Annotated in this window: 29 protein-coding genes; 20 read left to right on the forward strand and 9 right to left on the reverse strand. The window is 40.3% G+C overall.

The window, feature by feature from the left end; translation table 11 throughout:
* Position 1 precedes the first annotated feature (1 nt).
* The 4 genes from N8N51_RS02515 (at position 2) to ezrA (ending at position 4975) form a co-directional block, all read left to right on the forward strand.
* Positions 2 to 556, forward strand: a complete 555-nt coding sequence (locus N8N51_RS02515; protein WP_045606200.1) for a DJ-1 family glyoxalase III — start codon at positions 2 to 4, stop codon at positions 554 to 556.
* A gap of 85 nt (positions 557 to 641) precedes the next feature.
* Positions 642 to 1205, forward strand: a complete 564-nt coding sequence (locus N8N51_RS02520; RefSeq protein WP_261103506.1) for an HAD family hydrolase — start codon at positions 642 to 644, stop codon at positions 1203 to 1205.
* A 14-nt stretch (positions 1206 to 1219) separates the two neighbouring features.
* Positions 1220 to 3166, forward strand: coding sequence for a DNA topoisomerase (ATP-hydrolyzing) subunit B (gene gyrB / locus N8N51_RS02525; RefSeq protein ID WP_261103507.1), 1947 nt, complete (start codon positions 1220 to 1222; stop codon positions 3164 to 3166).
* 81 nt (positions 3167 to 3247) lie between these two features.
* Positions 3248 to 4975 (forward strand): septation ring formation regulator EzrA, encoded by a 1728-nt coding sequence (gene ezrA, locus N8N51_RS02530; protein WP_261103508.1) that lies wholly within the window; start codon positions 3248 to 3250, stop codon positions 4973 to 4975.
* A gap of 51 nt (positions 4976 to 5026) precedes the next feature.
* Here ezrA and N8N51_RS02535 read toward each other — a convergent pair whose 3' ends face one another.
* The 5 genes from N8N51_RS02535 to N8N51_RS02555 all read right to left on the reverse strand — a co-directional run bounded on the left by N8N51_RS02535 (position 5027) and on the right by N8N51_RS02555 (position 9454).
* Positions 5027 to 5659: a GNAT family N-acetyltransferase gene (locus N8N51_RS02535; RefSeq protein WP_084888412.1), complete on the reverse strand. Its 633-nt coding sequence runs from the start codon at positions 5657 to 5659 to the stop codon at positions 5027 to 5029.
* Positions 5660 to 5794: 135 nt separating this feature from the next.
* Entirely contained in the window at positions 5795 to 6094 is a 300-nt protein-coding gene (locus N8N51_RS02540) for a DUF1827 family protein (RefSeq protein ID WP_000767189.1), read from the reverse strand.
* 58 nt (positions 6095 to 6152) lie between these two features.
* A complete protein-coding gene (locus N8N51_RS02545) occupies positions 6153 to 6605 on the reverse strand; it encodes an NUDIX hydrolase (protein ID WP_261103509.1) in 453 nt (150 codons plus the stop codon).
* Between the two features lie 129 nt (positions 6606 to 6734).
* A complete protein-coding gene (locus tag N8N51_RS02550) occupies positions 6735 to 8993 on the reverse strand; it encodes an ATP-dependent Clp protease ATP-binding subunit (RefSeq protein ID WP_261056722.1) in 2259 nt (752 codons plus the stop codon).
* Positions 8994 to 9223: 230 nt separating this feature from the next.
* The gene (locus N8N51_RS02555) at positions 9224 to 9454 is read right to left on the reverse strand and encodes a DUF1797 family protein (RefSeq protein ID WP_000443570.1); all 231 of its coding nucleotides are present in this window, start codon (positions 9452 to 9454) and stop codon (positions 9224 to 9226) included.
* Positions 9455 to 9644: 190 nt separating this feature from the next.
* On the opposite strand from N8N51_RS02555, the gene N8N51_RS02560 reads away from it, so the two are divergent.
* The 5 genes from N8N51_RS02560 (at position 9645) to N8N51_RS02580 (ending at position 13827) form a co-directional block, all read left to right on the forward strand.
* Positions 9645 to 10328: an amino acid ABC transporter permease gene (locus tag N8N51_RS02560; RefSeq protein WP_227325981.1), complete on the forward strand. Its 684-nt coding sequence runs from the start codon at positions 9645 to 9647 to the stop codon at positions 10326 to 10328.
* The gene (locus tag N8N51_RS02565) at positions 10328 to 11062 is read left to right on the forward strand and encodes an amino acid ABC transporter ATP-binding protein (RefSeq protein ID WP_000140955.1); all 735 of its coding nucleotides are present in this window, start codon (positions 10328 to 10330) and stop codon (positions 11060 to 11062) included. Before N8N51_RS02560 ends, N8N51_RS02565 begins: the two co-directional genes overlap by 1 nt.
* 154 nt (positions 11063 to 11216) lie before the next feature.
* Entirely contained in the window at positions 11217 to 12077 is an 861-nt protein-coding gene (locus N8N51_RS02570; protein WP_045611387.1) for a bifunctional methylenetetrahydrofolate dehydrogenase/methenyltetrahydrofolate cyclohydrolase, read from the forward strand.
* A gap of 63 nt (positions 12078 to 12140) precedes the next feature.
* Positions 12141 to 12962, forward strand: coding sequence for a hypothetical protein (locus tag N8N51_RS02575; protein WP_045611388.1), 822 nt, complete (start codon positions 12141 to 12143; stop codon positions 12960 to 12962).
* 13 nt (positions 12963 to 12975) lie between these two features.
* Positions 12976 to 13827: an NAD(P)H-hydrate dehydratase gene (locus N8N51_RS02580; protein WP_001263817.1), complete on the forward strand. Its 852-nt coding sequence runs from the start codon at positions 12976 to 12978 to the stop codon at positions 13825 to 13827.
* A gap of 23 nt (positions 13828 to 13850) precedes the next feature.
* On the opposite strand, the gene N8N51_RS02585 is transcribed toward N8N51_RS02580, so the two are convergent.
* Positions 13851 to 14036, reverse strand: coding sequence for a hypothetical protein (locus N8N51_RS02585; RefSeq protein ID WP_001068558.1), 186 nt, complete (start codon positions 14034 to 14036; stop codon positions 13851 to 13853).
* A 231-nt stretch (positions 14037 to 14267) separates the two neighbouring features.
* Here N8N51_RS02585 and rpiA point away from each other — a divergent pair, with 231 nt between their 5' ends.
* The 6 genes from rpiA (at position 14268) to deoD (ending at position 19954) form a co-directional block, all read left to right on the forward strand.
* Positions 14268 to 14951 carry a ribose-5-phosphate isomerase RpiA gene (gene rpiA, locus N8N51_RS02590; RefSeq protein WP_261052522.1) on the forward strand — a complete coding sequence of 228 codons (684 nt, stop codon included), beginning with the start codon at positions 14268 to 14270 and terminating at the stop codon, positions 14949 to 14951.
* Positions 14952 to 14974: 23 nt separating this feature from the next.
* On the forward strand, positions 14975 to 16186 hold the full coding sequence (locus N8N51_RS02595; protein WP_261103511.1) for a phosphopentomutase: 1212 nt from the start codon (positions 14975 to 14977) through the stop codon (positions 16184 to 16186).
* A gap of 1 nt (position 16187) precedes the next feature.
* Entirely contained in the window at positions 16188 to 16748 is a 561-nt protein-coding gene (locus N8N51_RS02600) for a DUF1697 domain-containing protein (protein WP_261103513.1), read from the forward strand.
* The gene (locus N8N51_RS02605) at positions 16745 to 17554 is read left to right on the forward strand and encodes a purine-nucleoside phosphorylase (RefSeq protein ID WP_261011228.1); all 810 of its coding nucleotides are present in this window, start codon (positions 16745 to 16747) and stop codon (positions 17552 to 17554) included. The genes N8N51_RS02600 and N8N51_RS02605 overlap by 4 nt, the downstream gene beginning before the upstream one ends.
* A gap of 2 nt (positions 17555 to 17556) precedes the next feature.
* Positions 17557 to 18840 (forward strand): chloride channel protein, encoded by a 1284-nt coding sequence (locus N8N51_RS02610; RefSeq protein ID WP_084926455.1) that lies wholly within the window; start codon positions 17557 to 17559, stop codon positions 18838 to 18840.
* Between the two features lie 403 nt (positions 18841 to 19243).
* Entirely contained in the window at positions 19244 to 19954 is a 711-nt protein-coding gene (gene deoD, locus N8N51_RS02615) for a purine-nucleoside phosphorylase (protein ID WP_000022097.1), read from the forward strand.
* Between the two features lie 25 nt (positions 19955 to 19979).
* Here deoD and N8N51_RS02620 read toward each other — a convergent pair whose 3' ends face one another.
* The 3 genes from N8N51_RS02620 to coaA all read right to left on the reverse strand — a co-directional run bounded on the left by N8N51_RS02620 (position 19980) and on the right by coaA (position 21781).
* Positions 19980 to 20504 carry a DNA topology modulation protein gene (locus N8N51_RS02620; protein WP_020902940.1) on the reverse strand — a complete coding sequence of 175 codons (525 nt, stop codon included), beginning with the start codon at positions 20502 to 20504 and terminating at the stop codon, positions 19980 to 19982.
* Positions 20505 to 20556: 52 nt separating this feature from the next.
* Positions 20557 to 20793 carry a 30S ribosomal protein S20 gene (rpsT, locus tag N8N51_RS02625; protein WP_001274000.1) on the reverse strand — a complete coding sequence of 79 codons (237 nt, stop codon included), beginning with the start codon at positions 20791 to 20793 and terminating at the stop codon, positions 20557 to 20559.
* Between the two features lie 67 nt (positions 20794 to 20860).
* Positions 20861 to 21781 (reverse strand): type I pantothenate kinase, encoded by a 921-nt coding sequence (gene coaA / locus N8N51_RS02630; RefSeq protein WP_020902939.1) that lies wholly within the window; start codon positions 21779 to 21781, stop codon positions 20861 to 20863.
* 199 nt (positions 21782 to 21980) lie between these two features.
* On the opposite strand from coaA, the gene N8N51_RS02635 reads away from it, so the two are divergent.
* The 5 genes from N8N51_RS02635 to N8N51_RS02655 all read left to right on the forward strand — a co-directional run bounded on the left by N8N51_RS02635 (position 21981) and on the right by N8N51_RS02655 (position 25486).
* Positions 21981 to 22385, forward strand: a complete 405-nt coding sequence (locus tag N8N51_RS02635; RefSeq protein ID WP_033684964.1) for a hypothetical protein — start codon at positions 21981 to 21983, stop codon at positions 22383 to 22385.
* Positions 22386 to 22563: 178 nt separating this feature from the next.
* A complete protein-coding gene (locus N8N51_RS02640; RefSeq protein ID WP_080702840.1) occupies positions 22564 to 23154 on the forward strand; it encodes a class I SAM-dependent methyltransferase in 591 nt (196 codons plus the stop codon).
* Positions 23151 to 24428 carry a pyrimidine-nucleoside phosphorylase gene (locus tag N8N51_RS02645; RefSeq protein WP_024057940.1) on the forward strand — a complete coding sequence of 426 codons (1278 nt, stop codon included), beginning with the start codon at positions 23151 to 23153 and terminating at the stop codon, positions 24426 to 24428. Before N8N51_RS02640 ends, N8N51_RS02645 begins: the two co-directional genes overlap by 4 nt.
* Positions 24429 to 24447: 19 nt before the next feature.
* A complete protein-coding gene (gene deoC, locus N8N51_RS02650; RefSeq protein WP_033686673.1) occupies positions 24448 to 25110 on the forward strand; it encodes a deoxyribose-phosphate aldolase in 663 nt (220 codons plus the stop codon).
* Positions 25097 to 25486 (forward strand): cytidine deaminase, encoded by a 390-nt coding sequence (locus N8N51_RS02655; RefSeq protein WP_033686672.1) that lies wholly within the window; start codon positions 25097 to 25099, stop codon positions 25484 to 25486. The genes deoC and N8N51_RS02655 overlap by 14 nt, the downstream gene beginning before the upstream one ends.
* Positions 25487 to 25527 lie beyond the last annotated feature (41 nt).

Raw genomic sequence — 25527 nt, forward strand, 5'->3', positions numbered from 1 at the left:
CATGGTAAAAGTAGCAGTTATGTTAGCTCAGGGCTTTGAAGAAATTGAAGCTTTGACAGTTGTGGATGTTTTGCGTCGGGCAAATATCACTTGTGATATGGTTGGTTTTGAAGAGCAAGTGACGGGTTCGCATGCAATCCAAGTAAGTGCAGACCGTGTTTTTGATGGTGATTTATCAGACTATGACATGATTGTTCTTCCTGGCGGCATGCCTGGTTCTGCACATTTGCGGGACAATCAGGCCTTGATTCAAGAGTTGCAAAGCTTCGAGCAAGAAGGAAAAAAACTAGCAGCCATTTGTGCTGCGCCAATTGCCCTCAATCAAGCAGGGCTATTGAAAAACAAGCAGTACACTTGTTATGACGGCGTTCAAGAGCAAATCCTTGATGGTCACTACGTCAAGGAAACAGTAGTGGTAGATGGTCATTTGACAACCAGTCGAGGCCCCTCAACAGCCCTTGCCTTTGCCTACGAGTTGGTGGAGCAATTAGGAGGAGACGCAGAGACTTTACGAACAGGAATGCTCTATCGAGATGTCTTTGGTAAAAATCAGTAAAACGGGAGTCAAACTCTCGTTTTTTTATGTGGAAAACTCAGGGAAATCATCGCTTTTTTCATAAAAAAATGCTATAATGAAGGGTATGAAATATCACGATTATATCTGGGATTTAGGTGGAACTTTACTGGATAACTATGAAACTTCAACAGCTGCCTTTGTTGAAACATTGGCATTGTATGGCATCACACAAGACCATGACAGTGTCTATCAGGCTTTAAAGGTTTCTACTGATTTTGCGATTGAGACATTCGCTCCCAACTTAGAGAATTTTTTAGAAAAATACAAGGAAAATGAAGCCAGAGAGCTAGAACACCCGATTTTGTTTGAGGGAGTTTCTGACTTATTGGAAGACATTTCCAATCAAGGTGGGCGTCATTTTTTGGTCTCTCATCGAAATGATCAGGTCTTGGAAATTTTAGAAAAAACTTCTATAGCAACCTATTTTACAGAAATAGTGACTTCTAGCTCAGGTTTTAAGAGAAAGCCAAATCCTGAGTCCATGATTTATTTAAGAGAAAAGTATCAGATCAGCTCTGGTCTTGTCATTGGTGATCGACCGATTGATATTGAAGCAGGGCAAGCTGCTGGACTGGATACCCACTTGTTTACCAGTATCGTGAATTTAAGACAAGTATTAGACATGTAAGAAAAAGGAATAAGATGACAGAAGAAATCAAAAATCTGCAGGCACAAGATTATGATGCCAGTCAAATTCAAGTTTTAGAGGGCTTAGAGGCTGTTCGTATGCGTCCAGGGATGTATATCGGGTCAACTTCAAAAGAAGGTCTTCACCATCTAGTCTGGGAAATTGTTGATAACTCAATTGACGAGGCCTTGGCAGGATTTGCTAGCCATATTCAAGTCTTTATTGAGCCAGATAATTCGATTACAGTTGTTGATGATGGACGTGGTATCCCAGTCGATATTCAGGAAAAAACAGGTCGACCTGCCGTTGAGACTGTATTTACTGTTCTTCACGCTGGAGGAAAGTTTGGCGGTGGCGGATATAAGGTCTCAGGTGGTCTTCACGGAGTGGGGTCCTCAGTTGTTAACGCCCTTTCAACTCAATTAGACGTTCATGTCCACAAAAATGGTAAAATTCATTACCAAGAATACCGTCGTGGTCATGTTGTCGCAGACCTTGAGGTGGTTGGAGATACGGATAAAACGGGAACAACAGTTCACTTTACACCGGATCCAGAAATTTTCACTGAAACAACAACTTTTGATTTTGATAAATTAAATAAACGGATTCAAGAGTTGGCCTTTCTAAATCGTGGTCTTCAAATCTCCATCACAGATAAGCGTGAGGGGCTAGAACAAACTAAGCATTACCACTATGAAGGTGGGATTGCTAGCTACGTTGAATATATCAACGAGAACAAGGATGTTATCTTTGATACACCAATTTACACAGATGGTGAAATGGATGATATCACAGTTGAAGTAGCCATGCAGTACACAACGGGTTACCATGAAAATGTCATGAGTTTTGCCAATAATATTCATACCCATGAAGGTGGAACACATGAGCAAGGTTTCCGTACAGCTTTGACACGTGTTATCAACGATTATGCTCGTAAAAATAAGTTACTGAAAGACAATGAAGACAACCTAACAGGGGAAGATGTTCGTGAAGGATTAACTGCAGTTATCTCAGTTAAACACCCAAATCCACAGTTTGAAGGACAAACCAAGACCAAATTGGGAAATAGCGAAGTGGTCAAGATTACCAATCGCCTCTTCAGTGATGCATTCTCTGATTTCCTTATGGAGAATCCTCAAATTGCAAAACGCATTGTAGAAAAAGGAATTCTGGCTGCTAAGGCTCGTGTGGCTGCCAAGCGTGCGCGTGAAGTCACTCGTAAAAAATCTGGTTTGGAAATTTCCAACCTTCCAGGGAAATTAGCAGACTGTTCTTCTAACAATCCTGCGGAAACAGAACTCTTTATCGTCGAAGGAGACTCAGCGGGTGGATCAGCCAAATCTGGTCGTAACCGTGAGTTCCAGGCTATCCTTCCAATTCGCGGTAAGATTTTGAACGTTGAAAAAGCAAGTATGGATAAGATTCTTGCTAATGAAGAAATTCGTAGTCTTTTCACAGCGATGGGAACTGGATTTGGTGCAGAATTCGATGTTTCAAAAGCCCGTTACCAAAAGCTCGTTTTGATGACCGATGCCGATGTCGATGGAGCCCATATTCGTACTCTTCTTCTAACCTTGATTTATCGTTATATGAAACCAATACTAGAAGCTGGTTATGTTTATATTGCCCAACCTCCAATCTATGGTGTCAAGGTTGGAAGCGAGATTAAAGAATATATCCAGCCAGGAGCGGATCAAGAAATTAAACTCCAAGAAGCCTTGGCCCGCCATAGTGAAGGACGTTCCAAACCAACCATTCAGCGTTATAAAGGTTTGGGTGAAATGGATGATCACCAGTTGTGGGAAACAACCATGGATCCCGAACATCGCTTAATGGCAAGAGTTTCTGTGGACGATGCTGCAGAAGCAGATAAAATCTTTGATATGTTGATGGGGGATCGAGTAGAGCCTCGTCGTGAATTTATCGAAGAAAATGCCGTCTATAGTACACTTGATGTCTAAAAAATCGGGAGAAGTAGTTCCCTTGGTCTAAAAAATATGATATAATCATTACGATTGTTTCAAGTTAAAAAGGAGTTTAATATGTCTGGTAGTCTAGTAGTATATCTTATAATTGCAATTGCAATTATATTGCTGATTTCATATGCTATAGCAATTTATGTACGGAAACGCAATGAAAGTAAATTAGCAATTTTAGAAGAGAAAAAAGAAGAGCTGTACAATCTTCCAGTTAATGATGAAGTTGAAGCTGTAAAAAATATGCACTTGATTGGACAAAGTCAAGTGACTTTCCGTGAATGGAACCAAAAATGGGTTGACCTATCTCTTAACTCTTTTGCCGATATCGAAAATAATCTTTTCGAGGCAGAAGGTTATAACAATTCATTCCGTTTTTTTAAGGCTAGTCATCAAATTGACCAAATCGAGAGCCAAATTACCTTGATTGAAGAAGATATTGCGGCAATTCGCAATGCCTTGGCAGATTTGGAGAAACAAGAATCTAAAAACAGCGGTCGTGTTCTTCATACCTTGGATTTGTTTGAAGAGTTACAACACAGAGTTGCTGATCATTCTGAAGAATATGGCCAAGGTTTATCTGAAATCGAAAAACAATTGGAAAATATCCAATCAGAGTTTTCTCAGTTTGTTACTTTAAATACTTCAGGTGACCCAGTAGAAGCTGCTGTAATTTTGGATAATGCTGAAAATCATATCTTGGCTTTGAGTCACATTGTTGACCGCCTGCCAGAGATTGTAAAAACATTATCTAAAGAGCTACCTGATCAATTGGAAGATTTGGAAGACGGTTACCGTAAGCTTTTAGACGCTAACTATCATTTTGCTGAAACGGATATTGAATCTCGCTTCCAATTGCTTTATGAAGCTTTGAAGAAAAACCACGAAAATATTGCACAATTAGAGTTGGATAATGCTGAGTATGAAAATACTCAAGTTCAAGAAGAAATCAATGCACTCTATGATATCTTTACACGAGAAATCGCCGCTCAAAAAGTAGTTGAAGGCTTAGTTGCAACCCTTCCTACATATTTGAAACACATGAAAGATAGTAATGCTGTTTTAGTGGAAGATATTCAACGATTGAGTAACAATTACCTACTATCTGAAACGGATGTTAGTCATGTTCATAGATTACAAGCTGAGTTAGAATCTTTAGAAGAATCTGTATTGGAACTAACTTCTGAACAAGAGGAACATTCTGAACCTTATTCATTCCTTGAAGATCGTTTGGAAAACTTACAAGCGACTTTGAAGGAAATTGAAGATGAACAAGTTGCGGTTAGTCAACGTCTTGCTCAGATTGAAAAAGATGATATCAATGCTCGCCAGAAGGCAAATGTTTATGTTAATCGTCTTCACACAATTAAGAGATATATGGAAAAACGTAATCTTCCAGGTATTCCTCAGAATTTCTTACAGTTGTTCTTTACAGCAAGTAACCATACTGAAGAATTGATGGCTGAACTAGAAGAAGCTCGGGTTAATATCGAAGCTGTGAACCGGATGCTTGAAATTACAACAAATGATATGAACGCACTTGAAGAAGAAACCTATAATATTGTTCAATATGCAACATTGACAGAACAATTACTACAGTATTCGAACCGTTACCGCTCATTTGATGAACGAATTCAAGAAGCCTTTAATGAATCATTAGAAATTTTTGAAAAAGAATTTAATTACCATGCTTCATTTGATAAGATTTCGCAAGCTTTGGAAGTTGCAGAACCAGGTGTAACCAACCGTTTTGTCACTTCATACGAAAAAACACGTGAGACGATTCGTTTCTAACATAATAAAAAAGATTTGGTTCTGTGATAAGCAGCACCAAATCTTTTTTATTTATTCATTCATTGTTTTTAAAAATGCCCAGTTACCAATTGATCTTGAACCGTATTCTATCTCCATAAAGTTTAGTAGGACATAATCGTTTTTTTCGTAGAATGAGGCATTTCTAGCTGTGCTGGTAATGAAACCCAAGTGTTTACAGCCTTTTGATTTGACATAAGGTTCAATCCCTTGTGTCAGAAAAGTACTGCCAATTCCCTGTCCCTTACTTGCTGTATTAACAGCTAAAGCCATCAAATACCAATCAAACTCTCCTGCTTGTTCTAAGTGCTTTTTGGAACGTTTTATAAAGTCAAAGTATTTAAAAAGATTTCGTGGTCGAATGTAGCGAAAAATGTTTGTTCCGCCATTTCGTAGATAGGATAGTATACAGAAATCCTTTTGTTGCAAAAGGGCGACTGCAAGTAATTCTCCATCTTGTTCCGCAACCAAACAGTTTCCTTTTTGAATATAGACTCTAGTAAGCAGAATTTGCAATGTTTCTACAAAAGCAGGATAGGAGTCAGGTTTCTTCAAATCGTCTTTTAAAATCGTTAAAAAAGGATAGTCAAGAAAGGAATTAGCTAATAGTTTTCCAATTTTTTCGCTTTCTTCAAGTCTTGCCTCTCTATATATGATATCTCCCATGTTTGTCTCCTTAATTATCTATAAAATCTTGTATGATAAGATTTCAAGATAAAAAATTGGAGATGATCCAAAAAGCAAGTTAGAACCTCGTTTTGTACTATAAGGTCCAAAAAGCTTTTTAAACTCTCCAATTTTTTATTTGGTTGGAATCGAAATTCCAATTAATTTTTCTGAATAGAGGGTTTTGATATTGGCCTCATCAATAGAGTCCTTATCAATTTTACGTTTCAAGAAAAATTCTTGAATAGCTTCGATTTCAGGTTCACGAATAGCGCGGTGTTTGTTTGAGATGAGGATTTCATAGTGAAGCGGAGCTTGAGTAAAAATAACATCTGTATTCCCTGCAGAATAAACCTCAACAAGGGTTGCATCTGTACTTTCTAGCTGGCTTTTAACAAGTTGCGAGTGTGAGTTTGTCGTATTGATTAGCTTCATAACATTTCCTCCGATTTTCTAATTCTATTATAGCACTTTTTAAATAAAGTAGCTTGATTTAGTCAATCTTATGCTGTTTTTTCCAAGATCCAATAGCCCATTTATGGCTACCACGTTTGAGGTTTTCAATAGCCTCGTCAATAGGGAACCAGGCAATATGATTAAAGTCTTCTAGTGGCTTTTGCACTTCTTTGAAAGAAGTCGCTTCATAGAGGTAGGCAGGGTTGTAGTAGTAGGTGTCACGATGACGAGAGTAGAAATATTCGTCAGCTTGTCCGTAATAGGCACCAATTTCAGCTGTGAAGCCAAGCTCTTCAATCAATTCACGTTTTAGGGCTTCTTGATGATTTTCACCTGCTTCAATTTCGCCACCTGGTAGGAACCAAGCGCCATTGGGTGCTTGAACAAGAACAATTTGTTTTTGTTCAGAATCAGGAATAACTGCATATACGCCATAGCGTGAAACATAGTCTGTATTTGCTTTCTTTTCTCCGAAAGTTGGGTTTGCCATTGCATTTTCCTCATTATCTATTATCTTTATTATTATCTTAATGGACAAAGGCCAAGCTGTCAAGAATTTATAGTGACTTTTGTAAAAAGGAGCAGAAAATTTTCATTTTCTACTCCTTTTCTATAGGATTTATACTTCTTTTTCAGAAGTTTTTACTTTAGCTTTTTTGGCAGATTTGATTTGAATGTTGCCCTTGCTGGTCATAACTGCCTTGAGGTCTTTTTCGCTTGGATTTTCAAGGTAGTAGTCAGTGATTGCGTCCTCAATATAGTCTTGAATAGTACGACGAAGTGGACGTGCTCCCATTTTTGGATCATAACCGAGGTCAACTAATTTTTCCTTGACCTTTTCAGTTACATTTAAATGAATGTTGTTGCTAGAAAGGCGCTTGTTAACGTCTGCTAGCATAAGCTCGACAATCTGAAGGAGATTGTCCTTGCTGAGAGCCTTAAATTCTATAATACCATCAAAACGGTTCATAAACTCTGGGCTAAAGAAGTTGCCGAGTTCACCGAGAACAGAGTTGGTACGTCCTTCGCGAGCTGCCCCGAAACCAACGCTGGCTTCGGCCTTACCTGTCCCTGCATTTGAAGTCATGATAATGATGGCATCCTTGAAGCTAACGGTACGTCCTTGCCCATCTGTCAAACGACCATCGTCCAAGACCTGGAGGAACATATGCATAACATCTGGATGGGCTTTCTCTACTTCATCCAAGAGAATAAGAGAATATGGATTGCGGCGAACTTTTTCAGTTAATTGCCCAGCCTCATCGTAGCCAACATAACCTGGAGGGGCGCCGACCAACTTAGCCACGCTGTGTTTTTCCATGTATTCACTCATATCGAAGCGAATCATGCTGTCAGCAGAACCAAAGAGTTCGATAGCTAGTTGTTTGGAAAGTTCTGTCTTACCGACACCAGTTGGTCCGACAAAGAGGAAGCTTCCAATTGGACGGTTAGGCGTACCGAGACCGACACGATTACGGCGAATAGCCTTGGCAATCTTATCGACAGCATCATCTTGGCCAATAACATGAGACTTAAGATCTTCGGCTAGATGGATGAGTTGAGATTGTTCTTTCTCTTTCAAATCGCCAACAGGGATATTGGTTTTCTGCTCGATAATGTGCTCAATGGTTTTCTCGCTGATGATAGGTGTATCTTGGTCTGTGACCTTTTTCTTTTGCATTTCCTTATACTTGGCAATCTGGTCGCGGAAGTAGGCGGCCTTCTCAAAATCTTCCTCTCGTGTAGCTTGAGATTTGAGATTTTCAGCCTCAATCAAGCGTTGATCAATCACTTTAGGATCCACAAAATTCAAGGTCAAGTTCATTTTAGAACCAGCTTCATCTAGGAGGTCAATGGCCTTGTCAGGCAAGAAGCGATCTTGGATGTAGCGATTGGACAGAGTTGCAGCTGCTTCAATTGCAGCATCGGTATACTGAACGTGGTGGTAGTCTTCGTATTTCTTTTGAATGCCTTTGAGGATAGTGATTGTTTCTTCCACGGTTGGTTCATCGACTTTGACAGGCTGCATACGACGCTCTAGAGCTGCATCCTTTTCAATGATACGGTATTCATTGAGGGTAGTAGCACCAACCAATTGCAGTTCTCCACGAGCAAGGGCGGGCTTGAGGATATTCCCTGCATCCATATTGCCATCGCCCGCAGCCCCCGCACCAACAATTTCATGGATTTCATCGATAAAGAGGATGATGTCCTCACGTTTGCGAATTTCTTCCATGAGTTTTTGCATGCGTTCTTCAAATTGTCCACGGATACCCGTTCCTTGAACTAGGCTAACCACATCCAGACGGATGACTTGTTTACCTTGTAGTTTATGTGGAACATCGCCATCAACGATTTTCTGAGCTAGACCTTCGACAACGGCAGTTTTTCCGACACCTGGTTCACCGATAAGAACAGGATTATTCTTGGTTCTGCGATTGAGAATTTCGATGACACGGATAATCTCATCGTCGCGTCCAATAACGGGATCTATATCTCCACGACGGGCAATTTCAGTTACGTTGATACCAAATTCTTCTAGCAGGCCTTTTTCTTGGCTTGGAGGCGGAGTTTGAGCAGGTCCACGATTTTGGGAACCATAACCGCCATTTCCACCGTAACCTCCACCTGATTGGGTTGGGGGAGTCGGAGGAGTGTTGTTAGAAGGTCTAAAATTGTTTAGGTCATTGAAGAAATCACCAAAGGGATCAAAGTCACGATTGTTCAAATCTGTCATACCTTTGAAGAGACTATTATTAGGATCTGTTTTGATAATCTTATAGCAGTTTTGACAGAGGTCAATTTGTTTTTGCTTTCCATTAAGATTGGTATAAAGATGAATTGTTGAGTCGTTTATTTTACAGTTTTGACAAAGCATACATCTACCTCATTTCTTTCTTTAGGCTGACCCGTTTAAAGGTCAAAAATAGTCAAATTTCTATACTCTCATTATAACAGGATTGGGGTGTAAAGCAAGTAAAAAGATTGCAGCTTTGAGAAGTTGTTACAATGAAAATTTTTGAGATTTTAGGGAATAAAAAAATCCTATTTGTGAGACAAAAAGGATTTTGGTTAGACATGCAGGGTGTAATCCCAGCTTGTTTTGTATTAGTAAAGGAGTTCGTAAATCTCCATTGCAATCAAGTCAATGCTGTCAAACGTATAAGTTTCGCGAGCTTCTACATCACGAAGGGTAAAGATTGATCCGTTTTCTTCGTCGTGGCTGTATGCAACTTCTGCAACAACAACTCCTTCGCGTTCAAAATTACGTTTTAAATTTCCGCCGTCTTTTGCCATTGCTTCAAGGCGGTTGATGATTCTAACCAAATGTGATTCCATTTTGATTCTCCTTCATTTCTTATCGTTACTATTTTACCATAAAGAAGGTCAACTTGCCTAGAAAAAACTAAGATTTCTCGCTAATTCTACCAGCTTAAAGATTTTTTGAATAAATTAGACAAAAGATTTGAATTTTAATTCAATTCATGTTATAATCATACAGTATTCTATTTTAGAAAGCAGTGAGACTATGAATTTTTCTTTTTTACCAAAGTATTTACCTTATTTTAACTATGGGGCTGTTGTGACGGTTCTCATTTCTATCTGCGTTGTCTTTTTTGGGACTATTTTGGGTGTTGTCTTGGCTTTTGGGCAACGTTCAAAGTTTAAACCGCTTGTTTGGCTTGCCAACTTGTACGTTTGGATTTTCCGTGGGACACCGATGATGGTTCAGATTATGATTGCCTTTGCTCTTATGCATATCAATGCTCCGACTATTCAGATCGGGATTTTGGGTGTTGATCTTTCTCGTCTGATTCCAGGGATTTTGATTATCTCAATGAACAGTGGTGCTTATGTTTCTGAGACTGTTCGGGCTGGGATTAATGCGGTTCCAAAAGGTCAACTAGAGGCGGCCTATTCTTTAGGGATCCGTCCTAAAAATGCGATGCGCTATGTGATTTTGCCACAAGCTATCAAAAATATCTTGCCAGCATTGGGAAACGAATTTATCACTATTATCAAGGATAGTTCTCTCTTATCAGCTATTGGTGTCATGGAGTTGTGGAATGGGGCTACAACAGTTTCTACAACAACCTATCTACCTTTAACACCACTTTTATTTGCAGCCTTTTATTACTTGATTATGACTTCTATTTTGACAGTAGCCTTGAAAGCTTTTGAAAAACGTATGGGACAAGGAGATAAGAAATAATGACAGAAACCTTGATAAAAATTGAAAATTTACATAAATCATTTGGAAAGAATGAAGTATTGAAGGGCATCAACCTCGAGATTAAAAGAGGAGAAGTTGTCGTTATCATCGGTCCTTCAGGGAGCGGGAAATCTACCTTGCTTCGTTCTATGAATTTGTTGGAAGAAGCAACCAAGGGGAAGGTTATCTTTGAGGGAGTCGATATTACGGACAAGAAGAATGACCTGTTTGCCATGCGTGAGAAGATGGGCATGGTTTTCCAACAATTTAACCTCTTTCCTAATATGACTGTGATGGAAAATATTACCTTGTCACCTATCAAGACCAAAGGTGAAAGCAAGGCAGTTGCTGAGAAGAGAGCCCAAGAGCTTTTGGAAAAAGTTGGTTTGCCAGATAAGGCAACTGCTTATCCACAGAGTTTGTCTGGTGGCCAGCAACAACGGATTGCCATCGCGCGTGGGTTGGCTATGGAACCAGATGTTTTGCTCTTTGACGAGCCAACCTCAGCCTTGGACCCTGAGATGGTAGGAGAGGTACTGGCTGTTATGCAAGACCTTGCCAAGTCAGGAATGACCATGGTTATCGTAACACATGAAATGGGATTTGCCCGTGAGGTGGCAGACCGTGTCATCTTTATGGCAGACGGAGTGGTTGTTGAAGATGGGACACCTGAGCAGATTTTTGAACAGACCCAAGAACAACGGACTAAGGACTTCTTGAGTAAGGTTTTATAATCTATTTTAAAATTTCAAGACAAGATTAGTGAAAAGCTCGACCCGAGCTTTTTCTTATAGTTTGAAACTATAGGGTTGCCTAGGAAAGAAGTGTTAGAGGGGACTAGCAGTTTTTGGTATAATGTAAGATAGTTTGAAAGAAAAGAGAAGTGATATGACACAGATTATTGATGGGAAAGCTTTAGCGGCCAAATTGCAGGGGGAGTTGGCTGAAAAGACTGCAAAATTAAAGGAAGAATCAGGTCTAGTACCTGGTTTGGTAGTGATTTTGGTGGGAGACAATCCAGCCAGCCAAGTCTACGTTCGCAACAAGGAACGGTCAGCTCTCGCTGCTGGCTTCCGTAGTGAAGTAGTGCGAGTTCCAGAGACCATTACCCAAGCGGAATTGTTAGACTTGATTGCCAAATACAATCAAGATCCAGCTTGGCATGGGATTTTGGTCCAGTTACCTTTACCAAAACATATCAATGAAGAGGCAGTTTTATTAGCCATTGACCCCGAAAAAGATGTGGATGGTTTCCATCCCCTAAACATGGGTCGCCTCTGGTCTGGTCATCCAGTTATGATTCCTTCGACACCTGCAGGAATTATGGAGATGTTTCATGAATATGGGATTGATCTAGAAGGTAAAAATGCGGTCGTCATCGGTCGTTCAAATATCGTTGGAAAACCCATGGCCCAGCTTCTTTTGGCCAAGAATGCAACAGTGACCTTGACTCACTCACGGACTCATAATCTTGCTAAGGTGGCTGCAAAAGCGGATATTCTTGTGGTCGCAATTGGTCGTGCTAAGTTTGTGACTGCTGATTTTGTGAAACCAGGTGCGGTTGTCATCGATGTCGGGATGAACCGCTATGAAAATGGTAAGCTCTGTGGGGATGTGGATTATGAGGCAGTTGCCCCACTTGCTAGCCATATTACGCCAGTTCCTGGAGGTGTAGGTCCTATGACCATTACTATGCTGATGGAGCAAACTTATCAAGCAGCACTCCGGACATTGGAGAGAAAATTTTAAAAGTAAGTTTATAAAAGGAGGTATGCGCTTCCTTTTTGTTGTATAATGGAGTGAGGTGATTAGATGATTTTAAAAATTTATAATGGAGAATATAGTTTACAATGGGATAGAATATACTACTTAGCACTAATTGATTATCCAAATATTCAAGAGTGGGAATTAGAAAAAATTGCTAAATTTATAGCTTACGAAAAACTTCATAGACGTCAAACAAGTATTGAGTGTGCTGATTCTTGTTTAAAAAAAGAAATTTTAGATTACATCTGTCAGCATCCCTTTCTGCCACCATTTACCCCTACAGATAAAAGAGTAGCCTCGACTTATGATCTACATAAGAGGTTAGTGACTTCAGACTACTGTAGTCATACTACGACTATAGATGTAGCGATTTCTATCTTTAAAACAGGTCAGATTTTATCTGCTGTGAAAGCCTTTGGGCGAGATGCTGAGGAGTTGGTTTTGGATAGTAGAAATGCTGCATCGGATCCGATAGATTATTTTGACTATGTCATGTTAGGGTGGTCAAATACAAGTTCTGGTTATCGATTGGCGATGGAGCGTTTATTAGGTCGAGCTCCTTCAGAGAAAGAATTACAAGACAAGTTTATTCCTGGAGTAAGTTTTCATTTTATCTATACAGATTTGATTAAAGTTCCTGGTTATATTTTTGATGGTTACCATGCTGTAAAAATTAAGGACATGCTTAATTTATTAAGTGAGTTGTATATTTGCATTATTCCAACTCATAATAAGAGCCAATTTGAAAATATTATTCCAACCAAAATACAAGATAGGGTGTATTATCTTGACTATGCTGGAGAAGACTTAGAAGAGTGGACTAAGAAAGTCTATCAAGTTGTTTTAAAACAATCAGATAAAGGATAGTTGAGGAAAAACGATGAGAGTGATTGAGCAAGCATTATTAGAAAAAGTCATTATTGAACGTTCTCGTACAAGTCATAAAGGAAATTACGGTCGTCTGCTGTTGCTGGGTGGGACCTATCCTTATGGTGGTGCTATTATCATGGCTGCTTTGGCAGCTGTAAAAAGCGGTGCAGGATTGGTGACCGTTGGAACGGATAGGGAAAATATCCCTGCTCTGCACAGCCATTTACCTGAGGCTATGGCCTTTTCTCTGCAAGACCAGCAATTGTTACAAGAGCAATTGGAGAAGGCAGAAGTTGTCTTGCTGGGGCCTGGTTTACGAGATGATGTTTTTGGAGAAGATTTAGTAAAACAGGTCTTTGCTAGCTTAAGACAGAATCAGATTTTGATTGTAGATGGAGGTGCTTTGACTATTCTTGCTAGGACAAGTTTGTCATTTCCGTCTAACCAGCTTATCCTAACTCCCCACCAAAAAGAATGGGAAAAGCTGTCTGGTATTGCTATTGAAAATCAAAGCGAAGCTGCAACGGCTAGTGCCCTGACTTCCTTCCCTCAAGGAACGATTTTAGTTGAAAAAAGTTCAGCTACTCGTATTTGGCAAGTTGGCCAATCTGATTATTACCAGTTACAGGTTGGTGGTCCCTATCAGGCGACTGGGGGAATGGGAGATACTCTGGCTGGGATGATTGCAGGATTTGTAGGCCAATTTCGACAGGCCAGTCTCTACGAACGTGTGGCAGTAGCAACCCATCTTCATTCAGCCATAGCCCAAGAACTATCTCAAGAACATTATGTGGTCTTGCCGACGGAAATCAGTAGTCATCTTCTCAAAATAATGAAAAAAATATCTCAAAAAGGCACCTGATCGTTTCAGGCGCCTTTATATTTTTAGAAAAATCCTTTAATCTTTCCAACGAGGCCATCTAGACCTTCAGAGCCAGAAATTAACTGCTGAGCTTGGGAGAAGTATTCTCCAAGCTGTTCTTGATTTTCTGCAACAAATGTTTTTGCCGCTTCGAAATCTTTTGTTTCGATTAATTCTTTTACTTGGTTAAACAAATCTAATGGGTTCATCTTATTTCTCCTTTTCTGTACTTAACTATTTAATCATCTTTATGATAAAAAATCAACTGTTGCTGCTTTTGGCTAGGACATGTTTTTATCTACAAGTTCTCATAACTAAGATTCTAACTACCAAAACAAGGTGGACATAAAAATAAAAATGTTCGGGTTTTTCTAGTGTATCCATGAAATAAAAAAGGATACATGTTATAATAGAAATAGCTCTTTAATGGAGGTGTTTGAGTGGAAAATCTGAAGAAAATGGCAGGTATCAAGGCTGCTGAGTTTGTCAAGGATGGCATGGTAGTCGGACTTGGAACGGGGTCTACTGCCTATTATTTCGTAGAAGAAATCGGTCGTCGGATCAAGGAAGAAGGATTGCAGATTACAGCTGTAACGACTTCTAGTGTGACTAGTAAACAGGCTGAAGGGCTTAATATCCCACTCAAGTCTATTGACCAAGTAGACTTTGTCGATGTGACAGTCGACGGGGCGGATGAAGTGGATAGTCGGTTTAATGGAATCAAAGGTGGTGGTGGTGCCCTCCTGATGGAGAAGGTTGTTGCAACGCCCTCAAAAGAATATATTTGGGTAGTGGATGAAAGCAAGCTGGTCGAGAAACTAGGTGCTTTTAAATTGCCTGTAGAAGTGGTTCAGTATGGCGCGGAACAGGTCTTTCGTCGTTTTGAACGAGCTGGCTACAAACCAAGTTTCCGTGAAAAAGACGGCCAACGTTTTGTGACCGATATGCAGAATTTTATCATTGACCTTGCCTTGGATGTCATTGAAGATCCAATTGCTTTCGGACAAGAATTGGACCATGTCGTTGGTGTTGTAGAGCACGGCTTATTCAACCAAATGGTGGATAAGGTCATCGTTGCTGGACGAGACGGGGTTCAGATTTTAACTTCAACAAAAGCAAGATAACTAAAATAATAAGGAGATACACTATGTCAAAATTTAATCGTATTCACTTGGTGGTATTGGATTCTGTAGGAATCGGTGCTGCACCAGATGCCAATAACTTTGTCAATGCAGGGGTTCCAGATGGAGCCTCTGACACACTGGGACACATTTCCAAAACAGTTGGTTTGAATGTGCCAAACATGGCTAAAATCGGTCTTGGAAATATTCCTCGCGAAACGCCTTTGAAGACTGTACCGGCTGAAAGCAACCCAACAGGATATGCAACAAAATTAGAGGAAGTATCTCTTGGTAAGGATACTATGACTGGACACTGGGAAATCATGGGACTCAACATTACTGAGCCTTTCGATACTTTCTGGAACGGATTCCCAGAAGAAATCTTGACAAAAATCGAAGAATTCTCAGGACGCAAGGTTATTCGTGAAGCTAACAAACCTTACTCAGGAACAGCCGTTATCGATGACTTTGGACCACGTCAGATGGAAACTGGGGAGTTGATTATCTATACTTCAGCTGACCCTGTTTTGCAAATTGCTGCCCACGAAGACATTATTCCTTTGGATGAATTGTACCGTATCTATGAATACGCTCGTTCGATTACCCTTGAGCGCCCTGCCCTTCTAGGCCGCATCATTGCCCGTCCATATGTTGGTGAACCAGGAAACTTCACTCGTACAGCAAATCGTCGTGACTTGGCTGTATCCCCATTTGCACCAACTGTTTTGGATAAATTGAACGAAGCTGGCATCGATACGTATGCTGTTGGTAAAATCAACGATATCTTTAACGGTGCGGGTATCAACCATGATATGGGACACAATAAGTCAAATAGCCACGGAATTGATACACTGTTGAAGACCATGGGACTTGCTGAGTTTGAAAAAGGATTCTCCTTCACAAACTTAGTTGACTTTGATGCCCTTTACGGCCACCGTCGTAATGCTCACGGTTACCGTGATTGTTTGCATGAGTTTGATGAACGCTTGCCTGAAATTATCGCAGCCATGAGAGAGAACGACCTTCTCTTGATTACTGCGGACCATGGAAATGACCCAACGTATGCAGGAACAGACCACACTCGTGAATATATTCCATTGTTGGCCTATAGTCCTGCTTTTAAAGGAAATGGTGTCATTCCAGTAGGACATTTTGCAGATATTTCAGCGACTGTTGCCGATAACTTTGGTGTTGAAACTGCCATGATTGGGGAAAGTTTCTTAGATAAATTGGTATAAGATGACGCGTTATGCTTTGCTGGTTAGGGGCATTAATGTAGGTGGGAAAAATAAGGTTGTCATGGCGCAACTTCGTCAAGAACTGACAGAGTTGGGACTGGAAAAGGTTGAGACCTACATCAACAGTGGCAACATTTTCTTTACTTCGACAGAACCCAAGGCCCGATTGGTTGAAGAATTAGAGACTTTCTTTGCAGTCCATTATACATTTATTCAAAGCTTTTCTTTGCTGAGTCAGGAAGATTATGAAGAAGAGCTGAAGAATCTACCAGATTGGTGGACCAAAGACCTAGCCCGAAAAGATGTCCTCTTTTACACAGAGGGCTTGGATGTGGATCAAGTCATCGAGAAAGTGAACAGTTTGGAATTGGAAGATGAAGTCGTTCATTTTGGAAAACTTGGGATTTTCTGGGGGAAATTTTCTGAGGAATCCTTCTATGCAACTGCCTATCATAAGTACTTGCTCAAGATGCCTTTTTATCGCAACATCACCATTCGTACTGCCAAAACTTTTGACAAAATCGGTCAAATGCTAAAAAATAATAAAGGAGATACACAATGACATTTTTAGATAAGATCCAAGAAACAGCTGCTTTTCTGAAAAACAAGGGAATCCAAGCACCTGAGTTCGGTCTAATCCTTGGATCAGGGCTTGGAGAACTTGCAGAAGAAATCGAAAATCCTGTTGTAGTAGACTATGCAGATATTCCAAACTGGGGCCGCTCTACAGTAGTCGGTCACGCTGGTAAATTGGTATATGGAGAACTTGCAGGTCGCAAGGTCTTGGCTCTTCAAGGTCGTTTCCATTTCTACGAGGGAAATCCTCTTGAAGTCGTGACTTTCCCAGTACGTGTGATGAAAGTTCTCGGATGTGAAGGTGTCATTGTAACCAATGCAGCTGGAGGTATTGGATTTGGGCCTGGTACCTTGATGGCTATCTCAGACCATATCAATATGACGGGGCAAAACCCATTGATGGGTGAAAACTTGGATGAATTTGGTCCACGTTTCCCTGATATGTCTAAAGCCTACACACCAGAATACCGTGCTACTGCCCATGAAGTGGCTAAAAAACTTGGTATCAAGCTTGATGAAGGTGTCTATATCGGTGTAACTGGTCCGACTTATGAAACACCAGCAGAAATTCGCGCCTATAAGACACTGGGAGCAGATGCAGTTGGTATGTCGACTGTTCCTGAAGTGATTGTGGCAGCCCACTCAGGTTTGAAAGTTCTCGGTATTTCATGTATTACTAACCATGCTGCAGGCTTCCAAGAAGAACTTAACCACGAAGAAGTTGTAGAAGTGACTGAACGTGTTAAAGGCGACTTCAAAGGCTTGCTTAAAGCGATTCTTGCAGAATTGTAATCATGTTAATAGAATTGAGGAGTATTTTTCGAAAAATCCCTTATAATTTTAGATTATTCATAGCAGTAATTCTGCAAGGAATAGTTTCGGGTTTATCTGGTATAGTTCTCCATTATCTTTTAGAGATGGTGGAGGAGCTGGCTTTTGGTCAGTCAGAGCATCATAGTGAATTTTTGACAGATGGAGTTTCCTCTTCACGGATAGGACTAAGTTTAATAATGGTGGGTCTTAGCTCGTCCTTAGTCTGGTACTTCTTGCAAAAAGGGTCGAAGATTTATTCCATCAAAGCTCAGATGAAGGATGAGACTTCACAATACAAGCTTCATTTTTTAAGACAGCTATTTCATTCAATTTGTCAGATCATTGCAGTTGGAGGGGGAGCGCCTATTGGTAAAGAAGCTGCGCCACGAGAGATTGGAACTCTATTTGCAGGGCCAATTGGAAAAATATGTATACTGTCTATGAAGGATCGCATCTTTCTCCTTGCTTGTGGTGCTGGTGCTGGTTTAGCGGCTGTCTATCAGGTTCCATTAACAAGTGTCTTCTTTGTTTTTGAAACCCTAGGAATTGCTCTATCTATTAAACGATTTATCTTAGTCGGTTTGACTACCTATGTCTCAACCTATATAGCAGGCTGGGTTATTTCAGATCAGGCTCTCTACCAGATTCCAGTCATCACATGGTCATTAAAGCAAATATGGATTATTCCCTTATTACTTCTTTTCTTAACCCCACTGGCTTGGCATTTTGGTCGCTTAAGTAAGGCAGCGTCTTCAAAAAGGATAAAAGATAAACGCATACTTCTCACATTGCCTTCAGCTTTTCTTTTTCTTGTTGGATTGGCAAGTTACTTTCCACATCTACTTGGCAATGGACGCATGATGGCTCAGGAAGTATTGAATGGTAGCAATGGCAAAACAGTACTCCTTTTGTTTATATTAAAAGCATTAGTTGTTCTTATTATTCTGTGGGCAGGGGCCTATGGTGGTACCCTTACACCATCTTTTGCCTTGGGGATGGCTGGCGCTGCTCTCTTTGGAATGATTCTAGGTGGGGATAGCCAGCCAAGCATTTTGCTTTTGGGATCGGTTTGCTTTTTGTCTGTGACCTTGAGGGCGCCCATTTCTGCAACCGGATTAGTTATAGGTTTCACTGGGCTAGGTATAGATTCTCTTCCGTATCTCTTAGTAACAGCTGTTTTAGCCTATGAATTTGCAAAAATGCTAGACCGCTTTCCTTGGACTAGCATACTGTGTCAGAAGTCAAAGAATAAAGTAATTAGGTAGGAAATACCCATTTCTTCTAGTCAAGGATTTGATTTAAAAGATAAAAAAATACTCTCAATTTATTTATAACTGTTTTAAATAAAAATGAAGTAGGCTTATCGGAGTCATGGTTGAATCCGATTTTTCCTAGCTATGAAATATAAAAATAAAAAAAAGAAAAGTAGAGCGAGATGTTCTGATTTGAACACGAGCGGAAAACTTTTCTAAAAACTCAGAAGAAAAAGGGAGTTCGGGTTTGAATTGAATCTGGGCTAATCTTCTCAATATCATCAAAATTAAGAAAGAAAGGAATTGAACCCACCCTAAAAGCAGTGGGAAAAAGATAGTTGATCTAGCGAGCATCGCTCACTGCACCCAACTCCTATTTTCCCTTTGCTTTTTGACGGGTTTGGTATCTTATATTATGTCTATCCATATTGCTGCTCAGCAGGGTGAAATTGCTGATAAAATTCTTCTTCCTGGGGATCCTCTTCGTGCTAAGTTTATTGCGGAGAATTTCCTTGAAGATGCTGTTTGTTTTAACGAAGTACGTAACATGTTTGGTTACACTGGTACTTACAAGGGCCACCGTGTATCAGTCATGGGAACTGGGATGGGGATGCCATCTATTTCGATTTATGCGCGTGAGTTGATTGTTGACTACGGTGTGAAAAAATTGATCCGTGTGGGAACAGCGGGTTCTTTGAATGAAGATGTCCATGTTCGTGAATTGGTTTTGGCGCAGGCAGCTGCAACCAACTCAAACATCGTCCGTAATGACTGGCCACAGTACGATTTTCCACAAATCGCTAGCTTTGATTTGCTGGACAAGGCCTACCATATCGCCAAAGAACTCGGTATGACAACCCACGTTGGGAACGTTTTGTCTTCTGATGTCTTTTATTCAAACTACTTTGAAAAGAACATCGAACTTGGTAAATGGGGAGTCAAGGCTGTGGAAATGGAAGCAGCAGCCCTTTACTATCTGGCAGCCCAACACCATGTTGACGCGCTAGCTATTATGACAATCTCTGATAGCTTGGTTAATCCAGACGAAGACACAACTGCAGAAGAACGTCAAAATACCTTCACTGATATGATGAAGGTTGGATTAGAAACCTTGATTGCAGAGTAATTATATCTAAAAAGGAAGCCCTTCTTTATGAATTGGAGGACTTCCTTTTCTTATCTAGAAATTGATCTATCTCTTTTTGTGATCTGAGGATGACCACTTTATATGGATAGTTTTTTTGAATCCACTTGTAGCGTTCCTTAGCGGATTTGCTCCGTCCGTCCCAAAGAATCCATCTGATAAACTCCCAATTAAATTGTTCTTGACAACCAGCTGCCATACTTTCTCTGACCTTGCCTCGGTATGTGAGGTATCGTTTAAAGGCTCGTAGCAGACAATTCCAGCGAGAAAAATTGAGAAAGATGATTTGGTCAGCATCCTGCATTCTTTCCTCATAGAAACACCAAGAATAATTCCCATCAATGACCCAAGCTTCATGCTTTGTGAGAAAATTTTCCATCTCGGTCAACATCCATTCACGATCACTGTCTTGCCAACCGGGTTGAAATTGGAGTGTGTCCATGTGAAGTTTTGGGATGGAGTAGCAGTGAGACAGCTTTTCAGCTAGAGTTGACTTACCAGCACCAGAATATCCGATAATTGCGATTTTCATTTTCTACCTTTTCCTATTTGGGGACAAAAAAACAGCCTCTATGGACTGTTTCTTATTTAGCAAGTTTAGCTGAAAGACGAGCTTTATCGCGGCTTGCTTTGTTTTTGTGAATCAAACCTTTAGTTTCTGCTTTATCGATAGCTGAGCTAGCAGCACGGAAAAGTTCTTCAGATGGGTTTGCTTCGAAAGCTTTGATAGCAGTACGCATAGCTGATTTTTGAGCTGAGTTCTTTTCGTTTTGTTTAACGTTCAATTCAGCGCGTTTGATAGCTGATTTAATGTTTGCCAATGTTCTTACCTCCATATTTACTAACTATACCATTATATCTGAAAACTTACGTTTTGACAAGGGAAAATTATTTTTTTAAGTAAATTTCATCGATTTCATGGTTCTTTGTTTTATGAAGAATCACTTCTGCACGATTTCTAGTTGGTTCAATATAATTTTGTAAATTTGTGAGATTGATACTGGTCCAGACCTGATGGGCAAAGGATTCCACTTCCCCAATCGGCATTTGTGTAAAACGATAATAGTAGCTATCAGGGTCGTTTTGGGCTAGGCTCAGCATTTTCAAGAAACGGTCTAGATACCAACTCTCGATGTCATCGACTGCAGCATCAACATAGATGGAAAAGTCAAAGAAGTCAGTAATGTAGAGACGCTCATTTTGTGGATTTTGAAAGACATTTATTCCCTCAACAATGACAAAATCAGCAGCTTTGACGCTCTGCTTTTCCTCAGGTACGATGTCGTAGACTTCATGAGAATAGACAGGAATATCTACATCTTGTCCATTTTTGATGTGATCCAGGAAGTTGAGAAGAGCTTCCATATCATAGCTTTCAGGAAATCCCTTACGATTTAGAATCCCTTGCTCAATCAAGGTCTGGTTGGGATAGAGAAAGCCATCGGTTGTTACCAACTCAACCCTAGCATCTGTAAGTGTACGGGACAGTAGGATTTGAAGTAGGCGACTGGTTGTGGATTTTCCAACGGCAACACTCCCAGAAACCCCAATGATAAAAGGCTGGGACTTGCTTTCACGTTGAAGGAAAATCCCTTTTGAAAAGGCCAAATCATCCTTGGTACGCTTGTAAATCTGGATGAGATGGGCTAGGGGGAGATAGACATCGGTAACATCCTGCAAGCTAATCTGGTCATTAAAACTCTTGATGGATTCTAATTCCTCTTCTGTCAAAGGAGGTGTTGTCTTTCGATGTAACGATTGCCAAGTCTGGCGGCTGATTTTTTCAAAATGTAAAAATTCGTTGGTCATTTGTTTTCCCCTAGATATTTTGTTTATCATACCATAAAAAGCTAAAAAAATAAAGCGGTTTCTTGATGATAGTAAACCAATATCGTATAATAGAAGTAGATAGGGTTGACCAATTTCTTGATGAGGTAGGAGCTACTTTCTCCTGACTTATAAGCCAATAAAGGGGGCTTTGGGATTCACAATTTATAGGAGGTGTACTATGAAAATCTTAAAAAGTTATATACTGGAACTCTGTTTTATTTTAAGTTTTGCACTACCTTTTTTAAAAGGAGCGAATGCGGATAATGGTAGACGTTTTGTGGAAACCTATTACGGTTTTACTTTTTTGATGGAACATGCCATTGTAACAGCTGTCTTTATCTGTTCGCTCTTGATTGCTTTCTTCCTAAAAAAACGGTGGACGAAATGGTTTGCTGCTGGAAGTTATGTCTTTTTAGTTCTATGGATTGCTACAGAGGGTTATTTCTTCCGCATGTCACTAGAAGATTTAATCCGACTTTGGACAAGTTTGGAAATTCTGACAAAAACGTATCAGTTGGGCTTTTATCTAAACATCTTGTTGGGAATCTTGTTGGTAATGAAGCATTTGAAGGTAAAGAAATAAAAATGTGCCAGACTATAGACTATGAGATATCTAGTCCTACGTGCTTTGTTATTCGGTTATAAAAGTTAAAAGAGATTGAAGAAAAAGTCTTGTTTACTAGCTTTCTTCAGTCTTTTTCGTTTTATGATCAATTTGTAAACGATTTACAATTTAAGTCAAATTATGGTAAAATAGTTTCATGAGTAAAATGTATTATGCAGAGAATCCTGACGCTGCTCACGACATTCATGAGTTGAGAGTGGACTTGTTGGGAGAAAAAATGACCTTTTTGACGGATGCGGGTGTTTTTAGCAAGAAAATGATTGACTTTGGGAGTCAACTCTTGCTCAAGTGTCTTGAGGTCAACCAAGGAGAAACTGTTCTTGATGTAGGCTGTGGTTACGGACCTTTGGGCTTGTCTTTAGCTAAGGCTTATGGAGTTCAGTCGACCATGGTCGATATCAATAATCGTGCCTTGGATTTGGCGCGACAAAATGCTGAACGAAATAAAATAGAAGCGACGATTTTCCAGTCCAACATCTATGAACAAGTTGAAGGACATTTTGACCATGTCATTTCCAATCCTCCTATCCGTGCAGGCAAGCAAGTGGTTCATGAAATCATTGAGAAAAGTAAAGATTTTTTGGAAACTGGTGGGGATTTAACAATCGTTATTCAGAAGAAACAAGGGGCTCCAAGTGCCAAGTCCAAGATGGAAGATGTGTTTGGTAATTGTGAGATTGTCAAAAAAGATAAGGGATACTATATCCTTAGAAGTGTGAACGAATGAGAGCAGTTGATTTAATCCAAAAGAAACGAGATGGTCAAGAACTGACTTCGAGTGAAATTGAATGGCTAGTTGAAGGCTATGTATCAGGAACTGTTCCTGATTATCAGATGTCTGCCTTTGCTATGGCTGTCTATTTCAAAGGAATGACGACACGAGAAATCTCAGATTTGACTATGAATATGGTTAAGACAGGTCAAGAGTTTGATTTATCAGCTATTGATGGGGTTAAGGTTGACAAGCATTCTACGGGTGGTGTTGGTGATAAGGTAACCTTGATTTTGGCTCCTCTTGTTGCTAGCTTTGGTGTGCCTGTAGCCAAAATGAGTGGTCGTGGTCTTGGCCATACGGGTGGAACAATTGATAAATTGGAGTCCATTAAGGGCTATCAAGTAGAACGTAGTCAAGAGGATTTTATTCGTCAAGTACAGGACATTGGTGTATCTGTCATTGGGCAATCAGACCAGCTGGTCAAAGCGGATAAGCTTCTCTACGCCCTACGTGATGTGACCGCAACTGTTGACACGATTCCTTTGATTGCTAGTTCGGTGATGAGCAAGAAAATTGCGGCAGGGGCGGATGCTATTCTGCTAGACGTGACTGTCGGTGAGGGTGCCTTCATGAAGACGGTTGATGAGGCGCGTGAATTGGCTCAAACCATGGTGGAACTTGGTAAGGCAGTTGGTCGAAAGACGGTAGCAGTCATTACGGATATGAGTCAGCCCTTGGGACGAGCAATTGGAAATCGCCTCGAAATTCTTGAAGCACTGGAGACTTTACAAGGTCAAGGTCGTCAGGATATTACCCATTTTATATGCGAATTGGCTCAAATTATGCTTGGTTTAGCAAATGTAAACAAGACAGTTGAAGAAGTTCACCAACATCTTGAGAATGGTCAAGCGCTGGCTAAGTTTGAGGAAATGGTCCAAGCCCAAGGTGGAGACTTGGAAGACCTCTATCGTCCTGTCAATGTTACCCATGTGGTGGAAATCCCTGCCCAGGAAACGGGTGTCATTTCAGCTCTTCCAGCTATGGAATTTGGGCTTTATGCTATGAGACTGGGGGCAGGCCGTGCAGTCAAGTCTGATGCCTTGGACTATGAGACAGGAATTGTTTTTGAAAAGAAAGTTGGAGATTCCGTTCAAAAGGGAGAAATTGTTGCAAAAGTATACACAAATGGAAAAATTTCTCCTCAGCTAGTTACAGATTTTCAAAAATATGTTAAAATAAATGATAGTGTGCAAAGTTTACGAGAAATCATAGAAATAATCTCATAAACTGCAGGAGAATCCGAATATGAAATTAAATAAATATATCGATCATACACTTTTGAAACAAGATGCGACAGTAAATCAAATTGATTGTTTGTTGTCTGAAGCTAGAGAGTATGATTTTGCCAGTGTTTGCGTTAATCCGACCTGGGTTGAACATGCTAAAAAAGGGCTTGAAGGCACAGATGTCAAGGTCTGCACAGTAGTAGGTTTCCCCTTGGGAGCAACAACTTCAACTGTGAAAGCTTTTGAAACCAAGGAAGCTATCCAAAATGGTGCAGATGAGATTGATATGGTGATTAATGTTGGAGCTCTCAAAACAGGTAATCTTGATTTGGTTGAGTCGGATATTCGCGCAGTAGTAGAAGCAAGTGGTGACAAGTTAGTGAAAGTCATTATTGAAGCTTGCCTTCTGACAGACCAAGAAAAAGTTGTGGCTTGCCAATTAGCTCAAAAAGCGGGAGCTGACTTCGTAAAAACTTCAACTGGCTTTTCAACTGGTGGTGCTACGGTAGCAGATGTTAGATTAATGCGTGAAACAGTTGGACCAGAAATGGGTGTCAAGGCTGCCGGCGGAGCTCGTTCTTATGCAGATGCTCTTGCATTTGTAGAAGCAGGGGCGACCCGTATTGGAACGTCAGCTGGGGTAGCCATTTTAAAAGGAGAATTGGCTGATGGCGACTACTGAGTTGATTGAACTAGCAATTGAAACCAGCAAGAAAGCCTATGTGCCCTATTCTCATTTTCCAGTCGGAGCTGTTTTAGTGACAAAAGATGGTAGCACTTATACAGGTGTCAATATTGAGAATGCTAGCTATCCTTTGACCAACTGCGGAGAGCGTACAGCGATTTTTAAAGCAGTTTCCGAAGGCCAAAGAGAGTTTTCCGAATTGATTGTTTATGGACAAACTGAAAAACCAATCTCGCCATGTGGTGCTTGTCGCCAAGTGATGGCTGAATTTTTTGAACAAGATCTAAAAGTGACCTTAGTCGCAAAAGATAAATCGACGGTCGAGATGACGGTCGGGGAGTTACTTCCATACTCTTTTACAGACTTAAACTAGTCTGAGTCGCTCTCTGAGTGGCACGGTCCTTGTGGCCAACC

The sequence above is a fragment of the Streptococcus mitis genome, from assembly GCF_946188685.1.
Lineage (GTDB): Bacteria > Bacillota > Bacilli > Lactobacillales > Streptococcaceae > Streptococcus > Streptococcus mitis_CC.